Source organism: Dyadobacter bucti (assembly GCF_005869225.1).
Classification (GTDB): Bacteria; Bacteroidota; Bacteroidia; order Cytophagales; family Spirosomataceae; genus Dyadobacter; species Dyadobacter bucti.
Genome location: NZ_SWFP01000002.1, coordinates 428,559 through 451,170, shown reverse-complemented (window position 1 = coordinate 451,170; position 22,612 = coordinate 428,559). Strand labels below are relative to the sequence as shown.

Below are 22,612 nucleotides of genomic sequence, written 5' to 3'. Positions count from 1 at the left end.
ATACTGTTACTATAACTTGGAGAAGGCCTTTTTCGGGAGGCCTTCTATGTTTTTATATGTCCATGAAAAAAAAATCAGGCCGGATTGCGGCTGTGCTTCTATCCGTTATACTGTGTTGTTGTAGTCCGGGTAAAACGCCGTCAGAAAAGCTGTATGCCAATTTTGACAATGACCTGGATATCCTGATCAGCGCCAACGACAACTTTCTGGAATTTGTAAAACAGAAACAAGACAGCCTTTCCCTCCGAAGGGAGTTTTTGAAATTGAGGTTGTTATTTAAAAAAACAGAGGCATTTTCCGAATACTTCACACCATCTACCGTAAAGCTGGTAAACGGTGCACCGCTCGACGAGATTGAAGATGAAGAAAACGCAGTTTTTGAACCCGGCGGACTGCAGGTGATTGAAGAACTTGTTTACGCAGCTGAACCGGCCGACCAGGAAGAGCTCGTCCGGCAGGTGCGGAAAATGCAGGTGAATGTGAAGCGTATCAAATCTTTGTGGAAAGATATCCGGATCACTGATTCTCACATCTTCGATGCCTGGCGGCTTGAAATGTTCCGTATGATCACTTTGGGGATTTCGGGTTTTGACACCCCTGCGTCGGGCAATACGCTGGACGAAGCTGGTGTTGTACTGGCGTCGTTCAGCGAGTTTCTGGATGTCTACAAAGCTATTTTACCTGGGTATGCCAGGCTGACCAGCCAGACAAAAGCCGCCGCTGATTTCCTGAAAAAAGGAAAAAGCTTTGATGATTTTGACAGAGCTGCATTCATTAAGGACTATATCAATCCGATATGCAGGGAATTTCATCAGAATCAGAAACTTGCGGCGATCCCATTTATCAGAGATTACAAACTTCTGAACGGAGAGGCAGTCACGCTGTTTGATGTTGACGCATTTGACGCAGAATCCCTGGTCTCGAATCCTGCCTTCAAATCCACCGCTGACAGGGTCGCACTGGGGCGAAAGCTGTTTTTTGATCCCCGGCTTTCCGGCGACGGAAAAACAAGCTGCGGAAGCTGTCACCAGCCGGAACTTGCCTATTCCGATGGTTTGAAAACGAGCAAAGGTTTTGCCAGAGATCACGTCAGCAGAAATGCGCCCACACTCGCCTATGCCGCCCTTCAGCAGGCGCTGTTTTACGATCTGCGTTCGCCGTCCCTGGAAGATCAGGCCGCCGATGTGATCCATAACAAAGATGAAATGCATGGCTCCCTCGCGGACATAGCCAGGCTCTTAGGTTCGGACGAAGATTACAGGCAATATTTCCGAAAAGCTTTTCCGAAGATGGACTCTATCCGGGCGGTATATGTGCAGAACGCGCTGGCTTCATTCGTAAGATCTTTAAGCCCTTTCAATTCTGCCTTCGACAAATACATGCGCGGGGATGCGCGTGCACTTACCGACAACCAGGTAAAAGGCTTTAACCTGTTTATGGGAAAAGCCCGTTGCGGGACCTGCCATTTTATGCCATTGTTCAATGGTACCGTTCCTCCCGACTATCAGCGAACTGAATCGGAAGTGCTTGGGGTAACCGTCCGGGCAGACTGGGAGCATCCCGTTCTGGACCCTGATGCCGGGCGGGGAGCGCATAACCGTTTTCCGCAGTGGAAAAATTCTTTTAAGACCAGTACAATAAGGAATATTACCAAAACCAGCCCGTATATGCACAATGGTGCCTACGCGAGCCTCAGTGAGGTAATGGATTTTTACAATCGGGGAGGCGGTGCAGGGCTTGGGCTGGATGTACCCAACCAGACCCTCGCACCGGACAAGCTGGATTTGTCTGAAACTGAAATCGGGTATGTAGTTGATTTTATGGAAAGCCTTACGGATCAATAGCATGTAATTTTCAGGAAAGGAAAATGAATTTCCCGGCGAAATGATTGCAGGATTATCATATATTAATGATCAGTTAACAATACGGACGTAACTTTGGAAACAGACATCAGGATAGAAATTATAAAGTCAATATATGGTTTGGTATGAAGACGAAGTGGTGCGGGTGGAAAAAGAGCTGGCAGGGCTTTCTTATGAACCTGAAACTGTCTTCTACGGCAGTTCCAGCATTACGCTCTGGTCAACTTTGTATACCGATTTTGCCAACTTTAAACCTGTAAACCTGGGTTTTGGCGGGTCGACCCTGGCTGCCTGCACCTGGTTTTTCGACCGCATCCTGGCGCCGGTGCACTCGGCACGGACAATCGTTATTTACGCCGGCGACAATGACCTGGGCGACGGGCGTCACCCTACGGAAGTTTGCCTTTTTTACCGTCAGCTGATGGAGCAGATCCGCCGTACTTTCGGGGATATCCCCTGTTTTTTTATTTCTGTGAAACCAAGCCTGCAGCGCTGGGGAATTATCGATGAGATCAGACTGACCAACAAACTGATCCGGGAGGAAATAGATAAAGACCCTTTTCAGAATTATATCGATGTATATCCGGCCATGGTGAATTATCAGGGATACCCGCGAAAATCACTTTTTGAAGCAGACGGGCTGCATCTGAGCGCGGAGGGTTATGCACTCTGGAAAAAGATCATCCTGGAAAACATTAGTCTCCCGGTAAACGGGGAAAATTTCTTAAATGCACCATAATCGTCCTCTTTGTTATGGAAAGAGCATATCACAAATGGTTCAGCCCGGTTTTAAACAGGGATATGGAGATGCTTGTTTTTGGTCACGCAGGCGTTCCTGTTATCTTTTTTCCGACAAGGGCGGCACATTTCTATGACTTTGAAGACTGGCGTGTCATTGACGCTATGAAACCGAGGATAGAGGCAGGCCAGATCCAGGTCTACTGTATCGACAGCATTGACGGTGAAAGTTTCTATTCCCGGGATGCTCCACACCTTCGAATCATCCGGCATATACAGTATGAAAACTACATTTTGCAGGAAGTAATCCCTTTTATCAAAAAACAAAACCGGCGGAAAGGACTGGTTGCAGCGGGCTGCAGCCTGGGGGGTTACCATGCTGTCAATATTGCACTAAAGCATCCCACCATTTTTACAAAAGTAGTGGGTATGAGTGCCCGGTATGATCTCACCCGTGCATTGCCCCACTTCGAGGATCTTTTCGACGGATATTTTGACGAAAATATTTATTTCAACATGCCTACGTATTTTGTTCCCAAAATATCTGATCCCAAACTGCTGAAACAGCTCCGCAAACTGGATATTACCCTTGTTATAGGCCGGGAAGACTCATTTCTGGACAATAATAAGGAACTAAGCAATTCATTGAACCACATCGAAGTACCTCATAATCTGTATATCTGGGAGGAAGAAGCACATCGTCCCCGCTACTGGAGAGAAATGGTTAAACTGTATTTGTAACACAAATTTTTAATTCGTTCTGCAAACTGAATTCGAGCTGTTTAATGGTATTTATCCTATAAATCCACAGATATTTCATTTTTCAATAGTAAATGTCCTGCAACTCAACTTTTGAAGTTGTACCCTTGTCAATTCCATCCCGGTATGGCATTTGCAAGATTGAATGACCTTTGAAAATATAGTTTGTGAATAGTCAGGAATATGATGCCGTAGTTGTAGGCTCGGGTCCCAACGGATTTGCGGCCGCCATTACTCTCAGACAGGCGGGTTTATCTGTCCTTCTGGTGGAGGGTAAAGAAGAAACAGGAGGAGGGATGCGCTCAAAAGCGCTGACCCTGCCAGGGTTCGTACACGATGTATGTTCGGCAGTGCACCCGATGGTTACATTATCGCCGTTTTTTAAGAATATCCCCCTGGCAGAGCACGGACTGGAGCTCATCAACCCGCCCATCGCAGCTGCCCACCCTTTTGATGACGGGAATGCAGGGATACTGGAGAAATCCGTTCACAATACCGCAGCCAGGCTCGGTCGCGACCGCGAAGCCTACCTGAACCTGATGCAGGGGATTGTAGCTGACCTTCCGAAATTGTTACCGGACCTGCTGAGTCCTTTTCCGGTCCCTCACCACCCACTTTCACTCGCAGGTTTTGGCCTGAAAGCACTTACTTCCGCTACCTGGCTGGCCGAACAGTTCCATACACAAGAGGCGCGCGGGTTATGGGCGGGGATGTCGGCACACGCCATTCAGCCACTGACCAATATGGCCACGTCTGCGATCGGACTTATGCTGATGTCGGCTGCACACGTTGGTAACTGGCCGATCGCCAGGGGTGGTTCACAGGCCATTGCCAGCGCGCTTGAATCTTATTTTTTTTCGATAGGCGGTGAGCTCCGGACGGGCTTTGAGGTGAAAAATATCAATGAGCTTCCCCCATCGAAAGCGGTACTTCTGGACGTCACGCCCCGGCAGCTGGTAGAGATTGCCGGTGAAAAACTAAGTTCGTCGTATAAAAAGAAACTGGGCCGGTACCGTTACGGGATGGGCGTGTTCAAGATAGACTGGGCTTTGCAGGAGCAGGTGCCTTTCAGGGCAGAGGCCTGCCGGAAGGCCGGAACGGTGCATCTGGGCAATACGCTGGAAGAGATTGTCGATTCCGAACAGTTCACTTCGGAAGGTGGGCATCCTAAGAATCCGTTTGTTCTTTTTGTGCAGCCAAGTATTTTTGATAACACCCGTGCTCCGGAAGGCAGGCATACCGCCTGGGCCTATTGCCACGTACCCCATGGTTCGCAGGAGGATATGACCGAGGCAATTGAAAGCCAGGTGGAAAGGTTTGCTCCTGGGTTCAGGGATATCATTATTGGCCGGCATACCATGAATCCTTCGGCAATGGAGGCCTATAATCCTAATTATGTCGGAGGGGATATCAACGGAGGTATTCAGGATATCAGGCAGCTTTATACCCGGCCGGTCATGAGCTGGTCACCTTACCGTACTTCGGCAAAAGGTATTTACATCTGCTCGTCTTCAACGCCGCCCGGGGGAGGTGTGCACGGAATGTGCGGCTACCATGCAGCCCAAAAAGTTCTGAAAGACATGTTCAGGTAGCAAATTTATCAGATATTCCAGCCCGTTATTTTGGGAAGACTGCAGATTATCGCACCCCTCTAGGCCAGGGTTGAAACCTTGGCCTAGAGGGGCTTTCCCGACTCTTCCGGGATGTTCTGTGAGAATCGTTTTTCAAGTTTTGACATAACCCTCGTGGCGGTAAGCCCGTGCATCACGACGGATAACAGTGCAATGAAAGCCACCATGGACCAGAGTTCTTTGCCATAAGGAAATGATGCTTCCTTCAGGGCAAAAGCGAGATAATAAAATGAACCGATGCCGCGGATTCCATAAAAACTGATCCCCAGCTTTTCTTTCAAATGCAGAGGCGTTCCCAGTAATCCGATCAAACCTGACAGGGGCCGGATCAGGAGCAGGAAGACCACGGAAAGTAATGCCATCTGCCACGTTAAATAATCCAGGATTCCATGTACCAGGCTGCCGCCAAAAATCAACAGTACTACGGCCACCAGGATCCGTTCAGACTGATCCGAAAAGCTGTGCAGGTCCTTGTGGAATTTATTGTCCAGTTCATAATTGCGGAGCGTTATGGATGCGACAAAAACTGCGACAAATCCATAGCCGTGCACCAGTTCAGTAATGCCGAAAATCGCCAGGGAGGCAGCTACCGCGATAAACCCATCGTTGAGCTGAATCGCTTTGTTTTTTTGGGAAAAATTAAAGATCAAGAAAGCTAAAAGTCTGCCCATCAGCAGGCCCATTACTAAGCCGCAAACGATTTTATAGATCAGATCGATTGTAAGCCATTCTTTAAAAACACTTGTAAAACTGCTGTCCGCTGCCCCAGCCGCGGCCAGCAGGATTGCCAGCCAGGTAAAAGGAAAAGCCATACCGTCGTTCATACCCGCTTCGGCGGTGAGCGAAAACCTCACTTCGTCTTTGACCTCCTCCATCGGAGGCCCCACCTGTACATCCGAAGCAAGGACTGGGTCGGTAGGCGCAAGCACTGCGCCCAGTAAAACTGAAGAAGCGAGGTCAAGTTTGAGAAAATAATAGGCTAGAATCGCTACGGATGCAATACATAGAATCATGGTTACCGTGAGCAAACGGAAAGGCACTTGCCATGATTTGAAGGAAAACGGGCGGTCGATTTTCAGTCCGGTTCCCATCAGCGATATTACTACGACGAGTTCTGTAACGTGAATTGTAAAATCCTCATACACCATCGGATTGGGGGAAGGCAGTATATCCAGGCATTCATAGACGATGATGCCAAGCAACACATAGACGACCGAATCGGAAATGCCGGTCTTCCTGGTGAAGGAAGGCATCCAGGCCATTCCCAAAGCCGCTATTCCAATTATGGTAATGGTAACGATATAACTATCCATACCGTTAGAACCCCAAAAACCATGCCCCTCCTCCCAACCCAGGGTTTAAACCCTGGGCGGGGGAGGGTGAAGCCAGCCCTGAAAGGGCCCGGTACGTCTCCGGCGGGCAAAGCCCGTCGCACCCCGACACCTGCTCACAAGCCAGGATATATAAACGGAACGAGAAAAAACATCATTCAGCCCCATCGATTAATGTTTTATTAATGGTTCTGTTAATACGCCTGCGATAATTTGCGGGCAGATTATTCCTTGCCGGCATGCATTAGATTCTCCATTAAAATACTTCTATCTGTTAGTAGATCTTCGTTTGCCAATTCCCGATACCCGACGTTTTCATGAAAATACTATTTCCGTTACTGACTCTTTTTCTTTTAAGCAATCCTCTTCTTGCAAACCAGCCGGGCGCACTGAAACTTTGGTACAAACAACCCGCCGGAAATACCTGGACCGATGCACTACCGGTCGGGAACGGGCGGCTGGGTGCAATGGTTTACGGCAACCCCGAACAGGAAATTGTCAAACTGAACGAAGCAACCGTATGGTCGGGCGGCCCCAACCGGAATGATAATCCGGACGCTCTGGCAGCTTTACCCGTGATCCGGAAACTGATTTTCGAAGGCAAACACGCCGAAGCCCAGAAACTGGCAGCTGACAAGATAGAATCAAAAAAGGCGCAGGGAATGATGTACCAGCCCGTCGGCAACCTCCATATAGCTTTTCCCGGACATAGTTCGTTCGATGGTTACCACCGCGAGCTTGACCTGGACAAAGCTGTAACCACCACCTCTTATACGGTGAACGGCGTGCGTTATACCCGGCAGGTAATCGCTTCGGTGCCCGATCAGGTCATTGCCATCCGGCTGACTGCCGACAAGCCGGGCAAACTGACATTTTCCTCGTTTTTTACCAGCCCTCAAAAAGGCACACGCAAAACAGACAAAACCGGCAAGCTCACATTTGCAGGCATCACCTCCGACCATGAAAATGTGAAGGGGCAGGTCGCTTTCAACGCACATGTAAAGGTACTTCCCCAAGGCGGCAGCATGAGCGTCAGCGATACTGCCGTGACAATTGACAAAGCAGATGCAGCTACAATATATATATCCATAGCCACCAATTTTGTTGACTACAAAACGCTCACTGCCAATCCGGAGGCGAAAGCCGGTCAGTTTCTGGCCAAAGCCGCGGTACGTTCGTTTGATGCGGTACTGGCCAGCCATATCGCAGCTTACCAGAAGTATTTCAACCGGGTAAAGCTGGATCTGGGCACGTCAGCGGCAGCCAGCCTTCCTACCGACGAGCGGATCCGGAAATTTGCCGCCGGAAATGATCCGCAGCTTGTTTCCCTGTATTTTCAATTCGGAAGGTATCTGCTGATTTCCGCATCCCAGCCTGCGGGAAAAGATGTTCCGGTGAGCCAGCCGGCAACGCTTCAGGGATTGTGGAACCAGGAAATGGCCCCGCCCTGGGACAGCAAGTATACCATCAATATCAATACGGAAATGAATTACTGGCCGGCAGAGATCACCAACCTGACCGAGATGCATGACCCGCTGGTGAAGATGGTGCAGGAACTGTCGGTAACCGGAAAGGAAACGGCAAAAGTAATGTATGGGGCAGGCGGCTGGCTCGCACATCACAATACAGATATATGGCGCATTACCGGCCCGGTGGACCCTATTTTTTACGCTATGTGGCCAATGGGCGGTGCCTGGCTGAGCACGCATTTGTGGGAAAAATACCGGTACTCAGGAGACAAAACGTACCTGAAAGCCGTATATCCCGCGCTGAAAGGAGCTGCACAGTTTTTTGTTGATTTTCTGATCGAAGAGCCGGTGCACAAATGGCTGGTGGTGTCGCCAAGCATGTCGCCCGAGAACTTTCCGGCTTCGCGGAAGGATGTGACGATCGGTGCGGGAAATACCATGGACAATCAGATCGTATTCGATATTTTCACTGCTGCCATGCGAGCGGCGGAAGCTTTGGGTACGGATAAGGAGTTTATAAAAACACTCAAAGAAAAACGCTCCCGGCTGGCACCGATGCAGGTAGGGAAATTCGGACAATTGCAGGAGTGGCTGGAAGACCTCGACAATCCGGACGACAAACATCGCCATATTTCACACCTTTACGGATTATACCCGTCGGGGCAGCTTTCGGCATACCGTACCCCAGAGCTGTTTAGTGCCGCCCGTACTTCCCTGGAACACCGCGGCGACGTTTCCACAGGCTGGTCTATGGGCTGGAAAGTAAACTGGTGGGCGCGGCTGCTGGATGGTAACCGGGCTTATAAACTCATCACTGACCAGCTTTCACCGGTGGACGCGCCGGATAAAAAAGGCGGCGGAGGCACATACACCAATCTTTTTGATGCCCATCCTCCGTTCCAGATCGATGGTAATTTCGGATGCACCGCCGGTATTGCCGAAATGCTGATGCAGAACCACGATGGCGCCATTCATTTTCTGCCTGCGTTGCCCGATGTCTGGCAAACCGGCAGCGTTGAGGGTTTAAGGGCAAGAGGTGGATTTGAAGTCGTATCTCTGGAATGGAAAGAAGGCAGGGTTGCAAGGCTGGAAGTGCGCTCAGCGCTTGGCGGAAATTGCCGGATCAGGGTTCCCAATGTTTTGAAAGGGCAGGGAATAGCACTGAAAGCTGCTTCCGGCGCAAATACCAATTCATTTTACACCACCGAAGAAGGCGCAAAGGCCCTGGTTGCACCCAATGCAAAAGTGGGTGTGCAGCCAGTGAAAGGTACTTTCGTTTATGATTTCGAGACACAACCAGGAAAAACTTATACCCTCGTATTTTAGTCAGTTAAAAAACATCATGATGAAGAGACAAATGTGGATAGCCGGCATAGCTGCTGCATCAATGCTGGCAGTGACCTGTCAGGTTGCCAGAAACCAGAAACCTGCCATACTCCGGACCACCCCGGCCTCGGTGGATGCTGTTCCGGATTTTACCGAAGATCCTACCGGTATGCATCTTACACCGGCACAAAGCATCCAATCATTTAAACTGCCCGAAGGTTACCATCTCGAACTGGTCGCCAGCGAGCCGATGGTGCATGAGCCCGTTGCGGTTGCCTGGGACGGCGATGGCAGGATGTACGTGGCTGAAATGAATACTTACATGCAGGATGTGGAAGGTACCGGGGAGCATGAACCTACCAGTCGGGTACTTTTGCTGGAAGACACTGATAATGATGGTAAAATGGACAAAAGCGCTGTTTTTATCGACAACATGTTATTGCCGAGAATGCTTCTCTGCGTGGGAAATGAACTGCTCGTAAACGAAACGGATACCTACGACATTTTCAGCTACAGGGATACAGACGGGGACGGGAGTTCGGACGTGAAAAGGCCTGTGTATACGCCCGGCAAAAAATCACCCGGGAACCTGGAACACCAGCGCAGCGGGTTGGACTGGAACCTGGACAACTGGATTTACATGGCCGTGGACCCGGTACGTTTCCGGTACAAAGACGGCATACTGAAAGCGGACTCCATACCGAGTGGTTCAAGCGGGCAGTGGGGGCTTACGCATGATAATTACGGGCGGCTCTATTTTTCGTCGGCGGGCGGTGAAGTCCCTGCGATGGGTTTCCAGCTCAATCCTATTTATGGCAGAATGGAATTCCCCGACCAGTATACCGATGAATTCAACGTTGTTTGGCCGATTATCAAAACACCGGATGTAGAAGGCGGTTTGAAACGTCTGACTGCCGATACTACGCTCAACCATTTCACGGCGAGCTGCGGGCAGGTAATATTCCGGGGAGACCGTCTGCCAAAGGATTTGGTGGGGGATTTGCTGATCAGCGAGCCGGTGGGACGTCTGATCCGCCGCGCCAAAGTGATTAACAAAGAAGGCAAGATCACCCTCGAAAATGCCTATCAGAAAAAAGAATTTGTAGCATCCACAGATATGAATTTCCGCACGGTAAACATGTACACAGGCCCCGACGGATGCCTGTACCTGGTGGATATGAACCGGGGAATTATTCAGGAAGGAAACTGGACAGGGCCGAACAGTTACCTGCGGCCACAGATCAAGCGCCTCGGTCTTGACAAAAATATCCAGCACGGACGTATTTACAGGATGGTATATGATGGGATGAAACCTGGCCCCAAACCGCATTTACTGACCGATCCGGTTGACAAACTGGTATCCTATCTCGACCATCCCAACGGCTGGTGGCGCGACAATGCACAAAAGGAAATGATTGTAAGAAATGATAAATCGGCAGTTCCCGCACTAAAAGCAATTGCCCTCGGCCAGAAAAACGAGTGGATCAAAGCACCATCGGCCCTGGGACGTCTTCATGCATTGTATACGCTCGAAGGACTGGAATCGCTGGACAAAACCACCTTGATCGGCGCATTGAAAGATCATGATGCAGAGGTAAGAAAGGCTGCTGTAAGGTTGAGCGAACCTTTTCTGAAACAGCAGAACGAAGAAATATTAAGCCAGCTAACCGCCATGAAAACCGATGCAAGCAGTGACGTTCGTATGCAGTTGGTATTGTCTTTGACATACAGCAAGTTACCGACCGCAAAAACCTTATCGGATGAAGTGCTCACTGCCTCTGCAAGCAATGAAATATTCGGGGCGACGCAGCGCAGCATTTTAAAAAACGAAGATGTTAAGAAATTCGGGCTCCGCCTGGGAAGGCTTAGCGAAGCCGACCGGAAGCTCGTGTTGGACGGGGCGGTGATCTACAAATCGCTGTGCACTTCCTGCCATGGAGCGGAAGGCAAGGGATTGATCAGCAAAACAGCGCCGCCACTGGTCGGTTCAAAACGATTGGGGCGAGGTACGGATGCCTCGATCCGGATTTTATTGCATGGCTTATCTGGCCCGATTGACGGGCAGACTTACCCAACCGAGATGCCCGCAATGGCCGATAATGACGATGTATGGATCGCTTCGGTACTCAGCTATGTAAAGCATGAGTTCGCACAAGCCCCGGCAGTCCGCCCTGCTGACGTAAAAATGATAAGAGAACAAACAGTTGGGCGGTCGAAGCCCTGGACGCTGGAAGAACTGCCAACACGACAATAGCGATATGAAATGCATGCTGAATTACCAGATCGGGTCATTTTGTAAAGTGAGCCACTGGGTCTCTTTGCCTTTTTACTCTCTGTTTTTCTCAGCAGGCAGGCGCTACAAAAGAGGAATGGGACGCTACTTACCAGTGAATGGCCGGGAAAATGACCCTGGTGCTGAGAGAAGCGGAAGGGAACTTCCTGAAACCTGCGGATCCGGCAAAAGTTGTCGATTTCATCACGCAAAACACCAAATAGTTTTTATCAATGAATAAAATCCTATTGACAGGACTGCTTCTGGCGACGGTTTTTTTATACAGTATCAATAAAAAACCAAAAGCGACCGAAGTGGAATCAGACTGGCCGGCCTACGGGGGTAACAAAGCGGGCAACCGGTACTCTGCGCTCAGCCAGATCAACACCGAAAACGTGAAGAAACTGGAAGTTGCGTGGATGTACGATGCTTCCGAAAAACCTGATCCGGCCGATCCGGGGCGCAAAAGGGGCAGGGCTATACAATGCCAGCCGATTGTGGTACACGGTGTTTTGTATGGTACCACGCCGGAACTCAAACTTTTTGCCTTGAAAGCGGGCACCGGCGAGCAGCTATGGAAATTTGAACCGTCCAAAAATGACAAGCTCAACTCTAATCGCGGTGTCGTTTATTGGGAAAATGGTCGGGATAAGCGTATTCTATACACGGTCGGTTCCAGTTTATATGCGGTGAATGCCGTCACGGGTGAACGTGTCACCAGTTTCGGTAACGGTGGTACGGTCGATCTGCATGCAGGGCTTTCCACGAATATGGACCACGACGTCAGCGTTTTGTCCGTCAATGCGACGAGCCCGGGAATTGTATTTCAAAACACTTTTATCATCGGATCAAGTGTATCAGAGTCTGCAGATGCGGCCCCGGGTCATGTGCGGGCTTTCGATGTGGTGACCGGCAAGCTGAAATGGGTTTTTCATACTATTCCGCAACCGGGGGAGTTTGGCTATGAAACCTGGCCGAAAGATGCCTACAAGAAAATCGGGGCGGTCAACAACTGGAGCGGTCTGAGCCTGGATGAGAAAAGGGGTGTCGTGTATTTCGGAACAGGCTCGCCTGCTTCTGATTTTTACGGAGGTATGCGGGAAGGTGCTAATCTCTTTGCCAATTGCATCATGGCGCTTGATGCGCAAACCGGAAAAATGAAATGGTACTACCAGACCATTCACCATGATCTCTGGGACCGCGACCACCCGAGCCCGCCCAATCTGACAACCATTAAGCACAAGGGAAAGAAGCTGGATGTAGTGGTGCAAGCCACTAAGGACGGAGTTGTTTATGTTTTGGACCGGGACAAAGGAACCTCTATTTTTCCTGTAGAGGAACGGCCGGTTCCCACCGGCGGTCTGCCCGGCGAGCATCCATACCCGACCCAGAAGTATCCGTTGAAGCCGCTGCCTTTGTCACGGCAGGTATATACCGAGGATGATATTACAAACATTTCGCCCGAGGCGCATGCTTACGTGAAAGAGCGGTTCCTTAAAATCAAAACAGACGACAAATTCACACCGCCTAATACAACAGGTACTTTGCTTTTCGGTTACAGCGGAGGCGCAGAGTGGGGCGGGAATGCGGTGGATCCGGACGGGGTTTTTTACCAGAATGTAAACGAAGAACCCTGGGAGCTGGTAATGATGGATGCCAGCGAAAAGAAATTAGCTGCGCCCCGGAGTATGGGAAACAACCTTTATCTGGCCAATTGCGCAGCATGCCACGGTCAGGATAGAAAAGGAAGCGGACCGGAATTGCCTGCTTTGGCGGATATTGGTAAAAAACTAAATGCCGCCGCCATTAAAAGTATACTCAAAACCGGTAGCGGCCGCATGCCTTCATTTTCACATCTGTCGGACAAAGAACATGATGCGCTCATTGCTTTTCTGCTGAATACAGAAACCGGGCAAAACAGCCCGTCTGCCGCCCGGGCGGAAACCGGAAAAGAACCCAAGAAAACAGGCTTCCCGTTTATGCCTGCCTATGTTAGCAAAGTATGGCAGAGATTTACCGATCAGGACGGGTATCCGGGGATCAAACCTCCGTGGGGTACGTTGAACGCCATTGACCTGAATACCGGTGAATATCTCTGGCGCGTACCGCTGGGCGAATACCCGGAACTTACTAAAAAAGGGATTCCGGTTACCGGAACGGACAGCTATGGCGGGCCGCTTGTGACGGCGGGAGGGCTTGTTTTTATTGCTGGTACCAAAGACGAACGAATCCGCGCTTTTGACAAAAAAACCGGAAAAGTTATCTGGGAATACCAGTTGCCAGCCGGTGGTTTCGCCACGCCTATCACCTACCAGATCGACGGAAAACAGTACGTGGTCATCGCGGCTGGCGGAGGGCGGGGCCAGAAAATAGGAGGGAATTACATTGCTTTTTCATTGAAATAAAACTGAACCTGATATGCTTAACACAGACAAAAATTCGGAAAAAAGCCGCCGCAGCGCGCTGAAATTACTCGCTGCCGGTTCTTCCGCAGGACTGTTCTCGCTTTTTGAAAGCCCTGCTGCCCGTGCAGAGAAATATGTAAAACCAGATTACGCCAAAGGAATGGCGCCGGTCACGATCAAGAGTGTAAAAGCGATTACCACTGCGCCCGGAGGTGCTAACCTGGTAATTGTGAAGGTCGAAACTTCTGAGCCGGGGCTGTACGGGCTGGGTTGTGCTACATTTACGCAAAGGGCTATGGTAGTTGTGCCCGCCATCAATATTTATCTGAACGAATTTTGCGTAGGCAAGGACGTCGATAATATCGAGGATATGTGGCAGTCCGCGTATGTAAGTTCGTACTGGAGGAACGGGCCTGTACTGAACAATGCACTTTCCGGGCTGGACCAGGCTTTGTGGGATATCAAGGGGAAACGTGCCAAAATGCCTGTTCACCAGCTTCTTGGCGGAAAAGCGAGGATTGCGGTGGACACCTACACCCACGCCAGCGGTCCCACACCGGAGGCTATTGCGGACAAAGTGCAGCAATATATGCAGGAGGGTTTCAGGCATGTGCGTATACAGCAGGGCGGATACGGCGGGGTAGGTGCTATGGATGAGATAAAACCGGATTTCAAGACGGCAGGTTTCGGAAGGGCTACTGACGATTTCAGCGACCAGCGCACTTACCTGAAACGGGTGCCCAAAATGTTTGAAATGGTCCGCAAAAGATGCGGGGAAGATGTGGAGCTGCTGCACGATATGCACGAGCTGGTCGAACCGATGGACGCGATCAACATGATCAAAGGGCTGGAAGAATACCGTCCCTACTTCATAGAAGATCCTTTTTCACCGGAAAATATGGGGTGGTTCAAGCAGCTTCGGGCCAGTACGACCGTGCCCATAGCCATGGGCGAACTTTTCAATAACATCAACGAGTTCCGCGAGCCGATGGCCAATCAGCTTTTTGATTACATCCGTATCCATATTTCGCAGATCGGCGGCATTACCCCGGCTATGAAAGTGGCGCGCCTGGGAGAATGGTTCAATGTAAAAACTGCCTGGCACGGCCCCGGCGACACCTCTCCGGTAGGGCATTCGGCCAATAACAACATTGATATAGCTGTCTGGAACTTTGGTATACAGGAATCCCAGCGTTTCAGCGAAAAAGTGCAGGAGGTTTTTCCCGGCTGCCCTACCATTAAAAATGGGTATTACTATGTCAATGACACACCCGGACTCGGCATTGATATCAACGAAAAGGAAGCGGCGAAATATCCCATCGGTACCAAATCCAGATGGACGGTGCGCAAGAGCGACGGTACGATTTTGAAACCTTAAAATAATGGCCTTTGTCAGGAAAGCTGCGCCTTGAAAAGCCGGATTTCCTGACATACAGCCTATTATTTATTGAAATTGTTAAAAAAAATGGTCATAAACGGCCCGTGTTAATGTTTTATTAAGATATTTTTAATGACACCGGGATAAGTTTGTTCTTGCTATTTTATTCACGTATCGGCAAGAATCATAATGAATGACACAGACTTGTGGAGAAGCTTCAGAGATGGTGATGATACTGCCTTTTCCATCTTGTATAAGTCGCAGATCGAGGTGCTTTACAAGTATGGGCACAAGCTTACAACGGACACGCAGCTGGTGGAGGATTCGATCCAGGATATGTTTATTGAGCTCTGGAACGGCCGCCAGCGATTATCTGACACCGATTCAATCAAGTTCTATCTTTTCCGGATCCTGCGCCGGAAGATTACCCAGAATCCATTGAACCGTCACGACACAGCGCTCGACGAAAATGTAATGGAACAAAAGCTTTTCTCACTTTCCGCAGAAAGCCAGCTTATTGATGTGGAAAGGGAAAATACCCGTACCAAGATGCTCAGCAGCGCCCTGCTCAAACTGCCGTCGCGCCAGCAGGAAGTGATTAACCTGCGTTACTTCAATTCGTTCAACCACCAGCAGATCGCAGATATCATGAATATTTCCCTTCAGTCTGTTCACAATACGCTACAAAAATCCATGAAGGGGTTGCGGGAGATCTTATCGGACTATGCGGAAGTTATTTTATGCGGGGCGGGGCTGGTAGTGGCGTTTCTTTTTTGGGGGAGGTTGTAGGGTGGGAGAGTTACAAGGGCATGTATTGTCATGAGGTCATGTGATGTTTTTTTAGTGTACGTGCAAGTGGGGCTTAGTTTGTAACCGCAGTTCGGCCCCGTACGTCCGAGCGTCACGCGGTCTTTGACCGCATAGCGATAACGAAATTGCTCGGCACTTATCGGCCAGATGTCACCCCTGACGGGGTTCTGAATTAATTTGTTACGTCAGAGCTGTTACAAAAATTTCAGGCCTCTGGGCTTTTGACTGAAATTGATTGTCTCGGCGAATCTGTCACCCCTGACGGGGTTCTGAATCAAGTTGTTACGTCAATCTGTTATAAAAATTTCAGCCCTCTGGGCTTTCGACTGAAATTGATTGTCTCGGCGAATCTGTCACCCCTGACGGGGTTTCTGAATCAATTTGTTATGTCGGTTGTGTTACAAAAATTTCAGCCCCCTGGGCTTTTGTTATTTCTTTCCAGAAGCATTCGCCCAAATAATCCCGAAGGGATGAAATTATTATAGATAATTAGATTGGATGCGAACCGTAACCCCGACGGGGTGGCATCCAGCCAACAATGCCATTGAAAATCAACCATTTCTCAAGTTGGGCGTAGTTTTCAGCTACGTCCAAGCGTCACACGGTGTTTGACCGCGTAGCGATAACGAAATTGCTCGGCACTTATCGGCCAGATGTCACCCCTGACGGGTTTCTGAATCAATTTGTTATGTCCGTTGTGTTACAAAAATTTCAGCCCTCTGGGCTTTTGACGGAAATTGATTGTCTCGGCGAATCTGTCACCCCTGACGGGATTTCTGAATCAATTTGTTATGTCGGTTCTGTTACAAAAATTTCAGCCCTCTGGGCTTGTTGTTCCTTTTCAGAAGCATTCGCCCAAATAATCCCGACGGGATGAAATTATTATAGAATTAGATTGGATCCGAACCGCAACCCCGACGGGGTGGCATCCAGCCAACAATGCCATTGAAAATCAACCATTTCTCAAGTTGGGCGTAGTTTTCAGCCACGTCCGAGCGTCACGCGGTGTTTGACCGCATAGCGATAACGAAATTGCTCGGCACTTATCGGCCAGATGTCACCCCTGACGTGGTTCCCAATCAATTTGTTATGTCGGTTCTGTTACAAAAATTTCAGCCCTCTGGGCTTTTGACGGAAATTGATTGTCTCGGCGAATCTGTCACCCCTGACGGGGTTTCTGAATCAATTTGTTATGTCGGTTGTGTTACAAAAATTTCAGCCCCCTGGGCTTTTGTTATTTCTTTCCAGAAGCATTCGCCCAAATAATCCCGAAGGGATGAAATTATTATAGATAATTAGATTGGGTGCGAACCGTAACCCCGACGGGGTGACATCCAGCCAACAATGCCATTGAAAATCAACCATTTCTCAAGTTGGGCGTAGTTTTTAGCTACGTCCGAGCGTCACGCGGTCTTTGACCGCATAGCGATAACGACGTTGCTCAGTACTTATCGGCCAGATGTCACCCCTGACGGGGTTTCTGAATCATATTGTTATGTCGGTTCTGTTACAAAATTTCAGCCCTCTGGGCTTTTTGACGGGAAGTTTATTGTCTCGGCGAATCTGTCACCCCTGACGGGTTTCTGAATCATCGTTATGTCGGTTCTGTTACAAAAATTTCAGCCCTTTGCGCTTCTGTTATTCTTTCCAGAAGCATTCGCCCAAATAATCCCGAAGGGATGAAATTATTATAGATAATTAGATTGGATCCGAACCGCAACCCCGACGGGGTGACATCCAGCCAACAATGCCATTGAAAATCAACCATTTCTCAAGTTGGGCGTAGTTTTCAGCTACATCCGGGCGTCACACGGTGTTTGACCGCATAGCGATAACGAAATTGCTCGGCACTTATCGGCCAGATGTCACCCCCGACGGGGTTCTGAATCAAGTTGCTACGTCAGTTCTGTTACAAAAAATTCAGCCCTTTGGGCTTTTGTTGTTCTTTTCCAGAAGCATTTGCCCAAATAATCCCGAAGGGATGAAATTATTATAGATAATTAGATTGGATCCGAACCGTAACCCCGACGGGGTGACATCCAGCCAACAATGCCATTGAAAATCAACCATTTCTCTCAAAAAATTTAAATATTCCAAAAAAAAGTTTAATTCCTGGGGTAATCTGTTCCGATTTCCCCCATTTGATGAATAAGAGGAGAAAATAGATTTTTCTATGAATTATTTGTCATTTGAACCAGAGGATTTTGCGCTGGACGCTTTTTTCTGTCGCTGGGTGCTGGAACCTGATCCTGAAACTGAGGCTTTCTGGCTGGATTGGTTACGTAACAATCCATACAAAAGCAAGGATATCGAAATGGCACGCCAGCTGGTCCTGCTCGCATCCTCAGAAGACGGGGTACCTCCTTCATCTGCTGCCATAGACCGAATGTGGGAGAAAATTGAAAGTGGCAGACAACCCAAAATCCTGCCGCTCGGCAAGGCGAAGTTCTGGATGAAGCTTGCTGCGGCCGTTGCCTTTCTTATTGTTGCGTTCGGGGGCTACTTCTACAAAAAGGTGCGGAACCAGACCTACCGGACTGCATACGGGGAATCGCGGCGTGTACTTCTTCCCGACGGATCGCTTGTCACGCTGAATGCAAATTCCCGCCTGCGGATTTCCGACGATTGGGGACAGCCGAGGGAAAGGGAAGTCTGGCTTACGGGAGAGGCATTTTTCTATGTCAGTAAAATGAAAAGGGACGGCCGGCCCGTCAAATTTACTGTGCATACGCAGGACCTGAATATTGAAGTAAGAGGTACCCAGTTCAATGTGAACACGCGGAAAGACCAGACGCACGTAGCATTGAGCGAAGGATCTGTGCACCTGTACCTGAACGAAAAAGGCAGGGAAAAGGAAATCCGGATGAAACCGGGAGATCTTGTTAATTTCTCCAGCAAAAGTCAGAAGCTTTCTATGTGCCATGTACCGGATGTTTCCCCGGTTTATTCCTGGAAAAACAACCGCTGGACTTTAAACGACACCTCCCTAGAAGATATCACTGCTCTTATTCAGGAAACGTATGGCGTAACCGTCACCATTGCCGACGACTCTTTACGCCTCAAGAAAGTAACCGGCATCGTACCCACCGACGATATGGAAGATCTCCTCGATGCGCTCGAAAGTATTTTACCCGTAACCATAACCCGACAGCAAGACGATGTAACAATCAATACCAGATGATCAAGAAACCTTCAAATGAACCATTATACCAAAACTTTAAATGAATGCTCATGAAAAAGATTAACCTACTTATGCTGGGACTGATCTGTTTTTGCCATTCCGCCGCGGATGCCCAGATATTTGCACGCGGGCAAGCACCCAAATCGGGGGAGGTGTCGCAGACGCTTTACCGGAGCCTCGATCAGGTGCTGAGAGATCTTGAAAAGAAACACTCTGTATATTTTATGTACCACAATGAAAAGATTAAATCATTGCAGGTACAATATCAGTACAAGGCAGGTGAGGCCATCGATGAAACGCTGGAAAGGGTTTTGAAAGCCAATGGCCTTCATTTTAAAAAGCATGGGAAAATTTATGCGATCTTTCCCAAAGATGCAGATTCAGGGTCTGTAAAAGAACTTAAGCAGGCTATCAGACAGACGCTTCAGCCCGTTGTAGAGCCGGAGCCGGAGGTAGGACGCGAGGTGAACTACAAGAGTCCTGAACGTGAAACCGCCCCTGCAGTGATCACTATCAAAGGTAAGGTTGTCGATGAAAAAAATGATCCGCTGCCTGGTGTGAGCATTGTTTTGAAAAACACACAAAGAGGTACAACGTCGGATGCCGAAGGGCTGTACAGTCTTGAAATTCCTGATGGAAGCAATGATCCCGTGCTGGTTTTCAGTTTTGTGGGGTATGAAAGCCAGGAAATTGCTGCGGGTGGCCGTACTACCTTAAACGTAACCTTGAACGTCAGCGAAAAAGGCCTGGAAGAAGTGGTGGTAGTTGGTTATGGGGAGCAGCGCAAAAGTGATGTAACCGGGTCGTCGAGTACGGTTTCTGCCAAAGAAATTGCCAAAAGACCGCTGGTACGGGTAGAGCAGGCTTTGCAGGGTACTACTTCCGGCGTGACGGTCTCCAGTTCAAGTGGCCAGCCGGGGCGTGGCCTGAATGTACGGATCAGGGGAGCGAACTCCATTACAGGCTCCAACGAACCGCTTTATGTGATTGACGGGTTTGTGGGCGGAAACATTGAATCCATCAATCCCAATGATATTGAATCACTTGAAATATTAAAGGACGCATCTTCCGCAGCGATTTATGGTTCCAGAGGTTCAAATGGTGTGGTTTTGATCACTACCAAAACGGGCCAGGAAGGTAAGGCGAGGGTTAATTTCAGTACGTGGTTCAGCAAAGCCAGCATGCCGCGCAAGCTCGACCTGATGAACGCCTATGATTTTGCAAGAACGGTAAATACCCAGTTTGCATCAACCGGTAATCCGCCGGCGTTTTCCGACGAAAGATTAAATGCGCTGCGTGCAAGCGGAGGAACCGACTGGCAGGATGAATTGCACACCGAACCCTGGATCCAGAACTACCAGCTTGATGTTTCCGGCGGATCGTCGAATATCAGGTATCTGCTTTCGGCCAATTATCTGGACCAGCCGGGGCTGATATTGAATCAATATTACAAAAGGACCACGCTGCGGGCAAACATTGATGCCAAGCTGACTAACCGGCTCGATCTGAAATTCAATATCGCAACGGTACTTCCCAGCAGCCGGAACAACAATTACTCCGGTGACCTGACCGACCCTTTTACTCAAGCCACAGAATGGGATCCTACGACTCCTGTCCGCGACCCGGCTACCGGCGAATTCAATTTTACCGCACCGTATGGTTCCATCCAGTATAGCCCGATTGCCCGGGCAACGCGTCAGCATGCCGACAACAGCTCGTCCAATATCACCGGTACCGCGATCCTGACATACAAAATCCTGGAAGGACTGACTTTCACGACCATTAACACCTACCAGGTATCATCCCAGTTCGGACAGAATCTGTATGGTCCCGGAACAGGGAATGGCGTGTTGTATGCGGAAGGAAATGCTTCGAAAGGAAGATTTTTCCAGAACAGCAATTTCCTGACCTACAAGAAAAATTTCGGAGATCATGCCGTGACGGTCACAGCGCTTTACGAGCAGCAAAACGGTCAGAATACCAATATCAATGCACGTTCCAATAACCTGTCGTCCTATTCGCTGGGCTATTATAACCTGAGTCTGGGTGCTACCCAGCAGACTTCTTCGGGCTACTCTGCCGACGGGTTGCAGTCTTACATGGGCCGGGTGAACTATTCTTATAAAGATAAATATCTGCTGACGGCCAGTGTGCGTACCGACGGTTCGTCGCACTTAACCCAGAAATACAGTACTTTTCCTTCTGTGGCATTGGGCTGGAATCTGGCGAACGAGGATTTTATGAAAAGCTCTACATTGTTTTCGGATCTGAAACTCCGTGCAAGTTACGGTCAGACTGGTAACCAGGCGGTAGGCGCTTACGCGACCATCGCGCAGATCACAACCGGTGGAGGGCAGCCAGCATATTATTACGACGGAACTACGGCCAGTGTCGCCACCCCGCTCGGGTCACCGGTATCTGCAAACCTGAAATGGGAGACTACGGAACAATATGACATAGGTCTGGACGCATCTTTTCTGAGAGGCCGGCTTACTTTTACTGCGGATGCCTACAAAAAGAACATTACCAATCTGCTGTATAATTACCAGGCGCCTTTTTACATGGGTGGCGGAAATTATCTGAGGAACATCGGAAGTGTCGAAAACAAGGGAATCGAGTTTTCGCTGGGCGGAACTCCAGTTTCGACCGGGAAGCTAAGATGGACCAGTAATTTCAACATCTCTTTTAACCGTAACAAAGTAGTTGACCTGGGCGGGCTGGATGATGTGATTGTCAACGGAGTCGGGTCAGCCGGAAACAGTGCATCTATTTTGCGGGTAGGAAGGCCTCTGGGCGAATTTTACGGCTACCAGTTTTTGGGTACCTGGAAAACAAGCGAGGCCGAACAGGCGGAATTATACGGGATGAAACCCGGAGATGCCAAATATACCGACGTGGACGGTGACCACGCCTACACAGCCACAGACAGAATGTCGATCGGGAACGGAACGCCGAAATATTCATTCGGTTTTATCAATGATGTAAGCTACGGCAATTTCACATTGAGCTTCATGTTCCAGGGAACGCACGGAAACCAGATCTATTCGCAAACACTGGCTTATCTGTGGGGAGGCCTGGGCGACCAGCGGAATGCTACTACCACCGAGGCGCTTGAAATGTGGACCGCTGAAAAAGAAACGGACAATCCTGCTTTCAGCAATACCAGCAAAAATTTCAATAACAGCAGCAGGTATGTATACGATGCGAGCTACATCAAACTTAAAAACCTTTCCCTGGCTTATAAAATCCCGACTTCGGTGCTGAGCAAAATCAAGCTGCGCAGCCTGGAAGTATATGTGAGCAGCCAGAACCTGTTTATGATCACGAAATATCCGGGTTATGACCCAGAGGTATCAAACGGTTTCAATGCCATCACACAGGGCTTGGAGATGGGTGTAATTCCGAATGCAAAAACCTACACAGCCGGGTTAAGGGTAGGGTTTTAAAAAA

12 protein-coding genes are annotated in these 22,612 nt (G+C 49.2%); 11 read left to right on the top strand and 1 reads right to left on the bottom strand.

Features of this window, described 5'->3' with window-relative positions:
- Positions 1-62: 62 nt before the first annotated feature.
- The 4 genes from FBF61_RS07130 to FBF61_RS07115 all read left to right on the top strand — a co-directional run bounded on the left by FBF61_RS07130 (position 63) and on the right by FBF61_RS07115 (position 4,951).
- Positions 63-1,844, top strand: coding sequence for a cytochrome-c peroxidase (locus FBF61_RS07130; RefSeq protein ID WP_166444447.1), 1,782 nt, complete (start codon positions 63-65; stop codon positions 1,842-1,844).
- A 133-nt stretch (positions 1,845-1,977) separates the two neighbouring features.
- Positions 1,978-2,601, top strand: coding sequence for a GDSL-type esterase/lipase family protein (locus FBF61_RS07125; RefSeq protein ID WP_138476512.1), 624 nt, complete (start codon positions 1,978-1,980; stop codon positions 2,599-2,601).
- Between the two features lie 14 nt (positions 2,602-2,615).
- Positions 2,616-3,341, top strand: coding sequence for an esterase family protein (locus tag FBF61_RS07120; RefSeq protein ID WP_138476511.1), 726 nt, complete (start codon positions 2,616-2,618; stop codon positions 3,339-3,341).
- A 185-nt stretch (positions 3,342-3,526) separates the two neighbouring features.
- Positions 3,527-4,951 (top strand): phytoene desaturase family protein, encoded by a 1,425-nt coding sequence (locus FBF61_RS07115; RefSeq protein WP_138476510.1) that lies wholly within the window; start codon positions 3,527-3,529, stop codon positions 4,949-4,951.
- A gap of 83 nt (positions 4,952-5,034) precedes the next feature.
- On the opposite strand, the gene FBF61_RS07110 is transcribed toward FBF61_RS07115, so the two are convergent.
- A complete protein-coding gene (locus FBF61_RS07110) occupies positions 5,035-6,303 on the bottom strand; it encodes a cation:proton antiporter (protein ID WP_138476509.1) in 1,269 nt (422 codons plus the stop codon).
- 335 nt (positions 6,304-6,638) lie between these two features.
- Here FBF61_RS07110 and FBF61_RS07105 point away from each other — a divergent pair, with 335 nt between their 5' ends.
- The 7 genes from FBF61_RS07105 (at position 6,639) to FBF61_RS07075 (ending at position 22,608) form a co-directional block, all read left to right on the top strand.
- Entirely contained in the window at positions 6,639-9,116 is a 2,478-nt protein-coding gene (locus tag FBF61_RS07105) for a glycoside hydrolase family 95 protein (protein WP_138476508.1), read from the top strand.
- A gap of 16 nt (positions 9,117-9,132) precedes the next feature.
- Positions 9,133-11,370: a DUF7133 domain-containing protein gene (locus FBF61_RS07100; RefSeq protein ID WP_310590263.1), complete on the top strand. Its 2,238-nt coding sequence runs from the start codon at positions 9,133-9,135 to the stop codon at positions 11,368-11,370.
- 251 nt (positions 11,371-11,621) lie between these two features.
- Positions 11,622-13,793, top strand: coding sequence for an outer membrane protein assembly factor BamB family protein (locus tag FBF61_RS07095; protein ID WP_138476507.1), 2,172 nt, complete (start codon positions 11,622-11,624; stop codon positions 13,791-13,793).
- Between the two features lie 13 nt (positions 13,794-13,806).
- Positions 13,807-15,171 (top strand): enolase C-terminal domain-like protein, encoded by a 1,365-nt coding sequence (locus tag FBF61_RS07090; RefSeq protein ID WP_138476506.1) that lies wholly within the window; start codon positions 13,807-13,809, stop codon positions 15,169-15,171.
- A 189-nt stretch (positions 15,172-15,360) separates the two neighbouring features.
- Positions 15,361-15,960, top strand: a complete 600-nt coding sequence (locus tag FBF61_RS07085) for an RNA polymerase sigma factor (RefSeq protein WP_138476505.1) — start codon at positions 15,361-15,363, stop codon at positions 15,958-15,960.
- A 2,194-nt stretch (positions 15,961-18,154) separates the two neighbouring features.
- Positions 18,155-19,162 (top strand): FecR family protein, encoded by a 1,008-nt coding sequence (locus tag FBF61_RS07080; RefSeq protein ID WP_138476504.1) that lies wholly within the window; start codon positions 18,155-18,157, stop codon positions 19,160-19,162.
- A gap of 50 nt (positions 19,163-19,212) precedes the next feature.
- The gene (locus tag FBF61_RS07075; protein WP_166444446.1) at positions 19,213-22,608 is read left to right on the top strand and encodes a SusC/RagA family TonB-linked outer membrane protein; all 3,396 of its coding nucleotides are present in this window, start codon (positions 19,213-19,215) and stop codon (positions 22,606-22,608) included.
- Positions 22,609-22,612 lie beyond the last annotated feature (4 nt).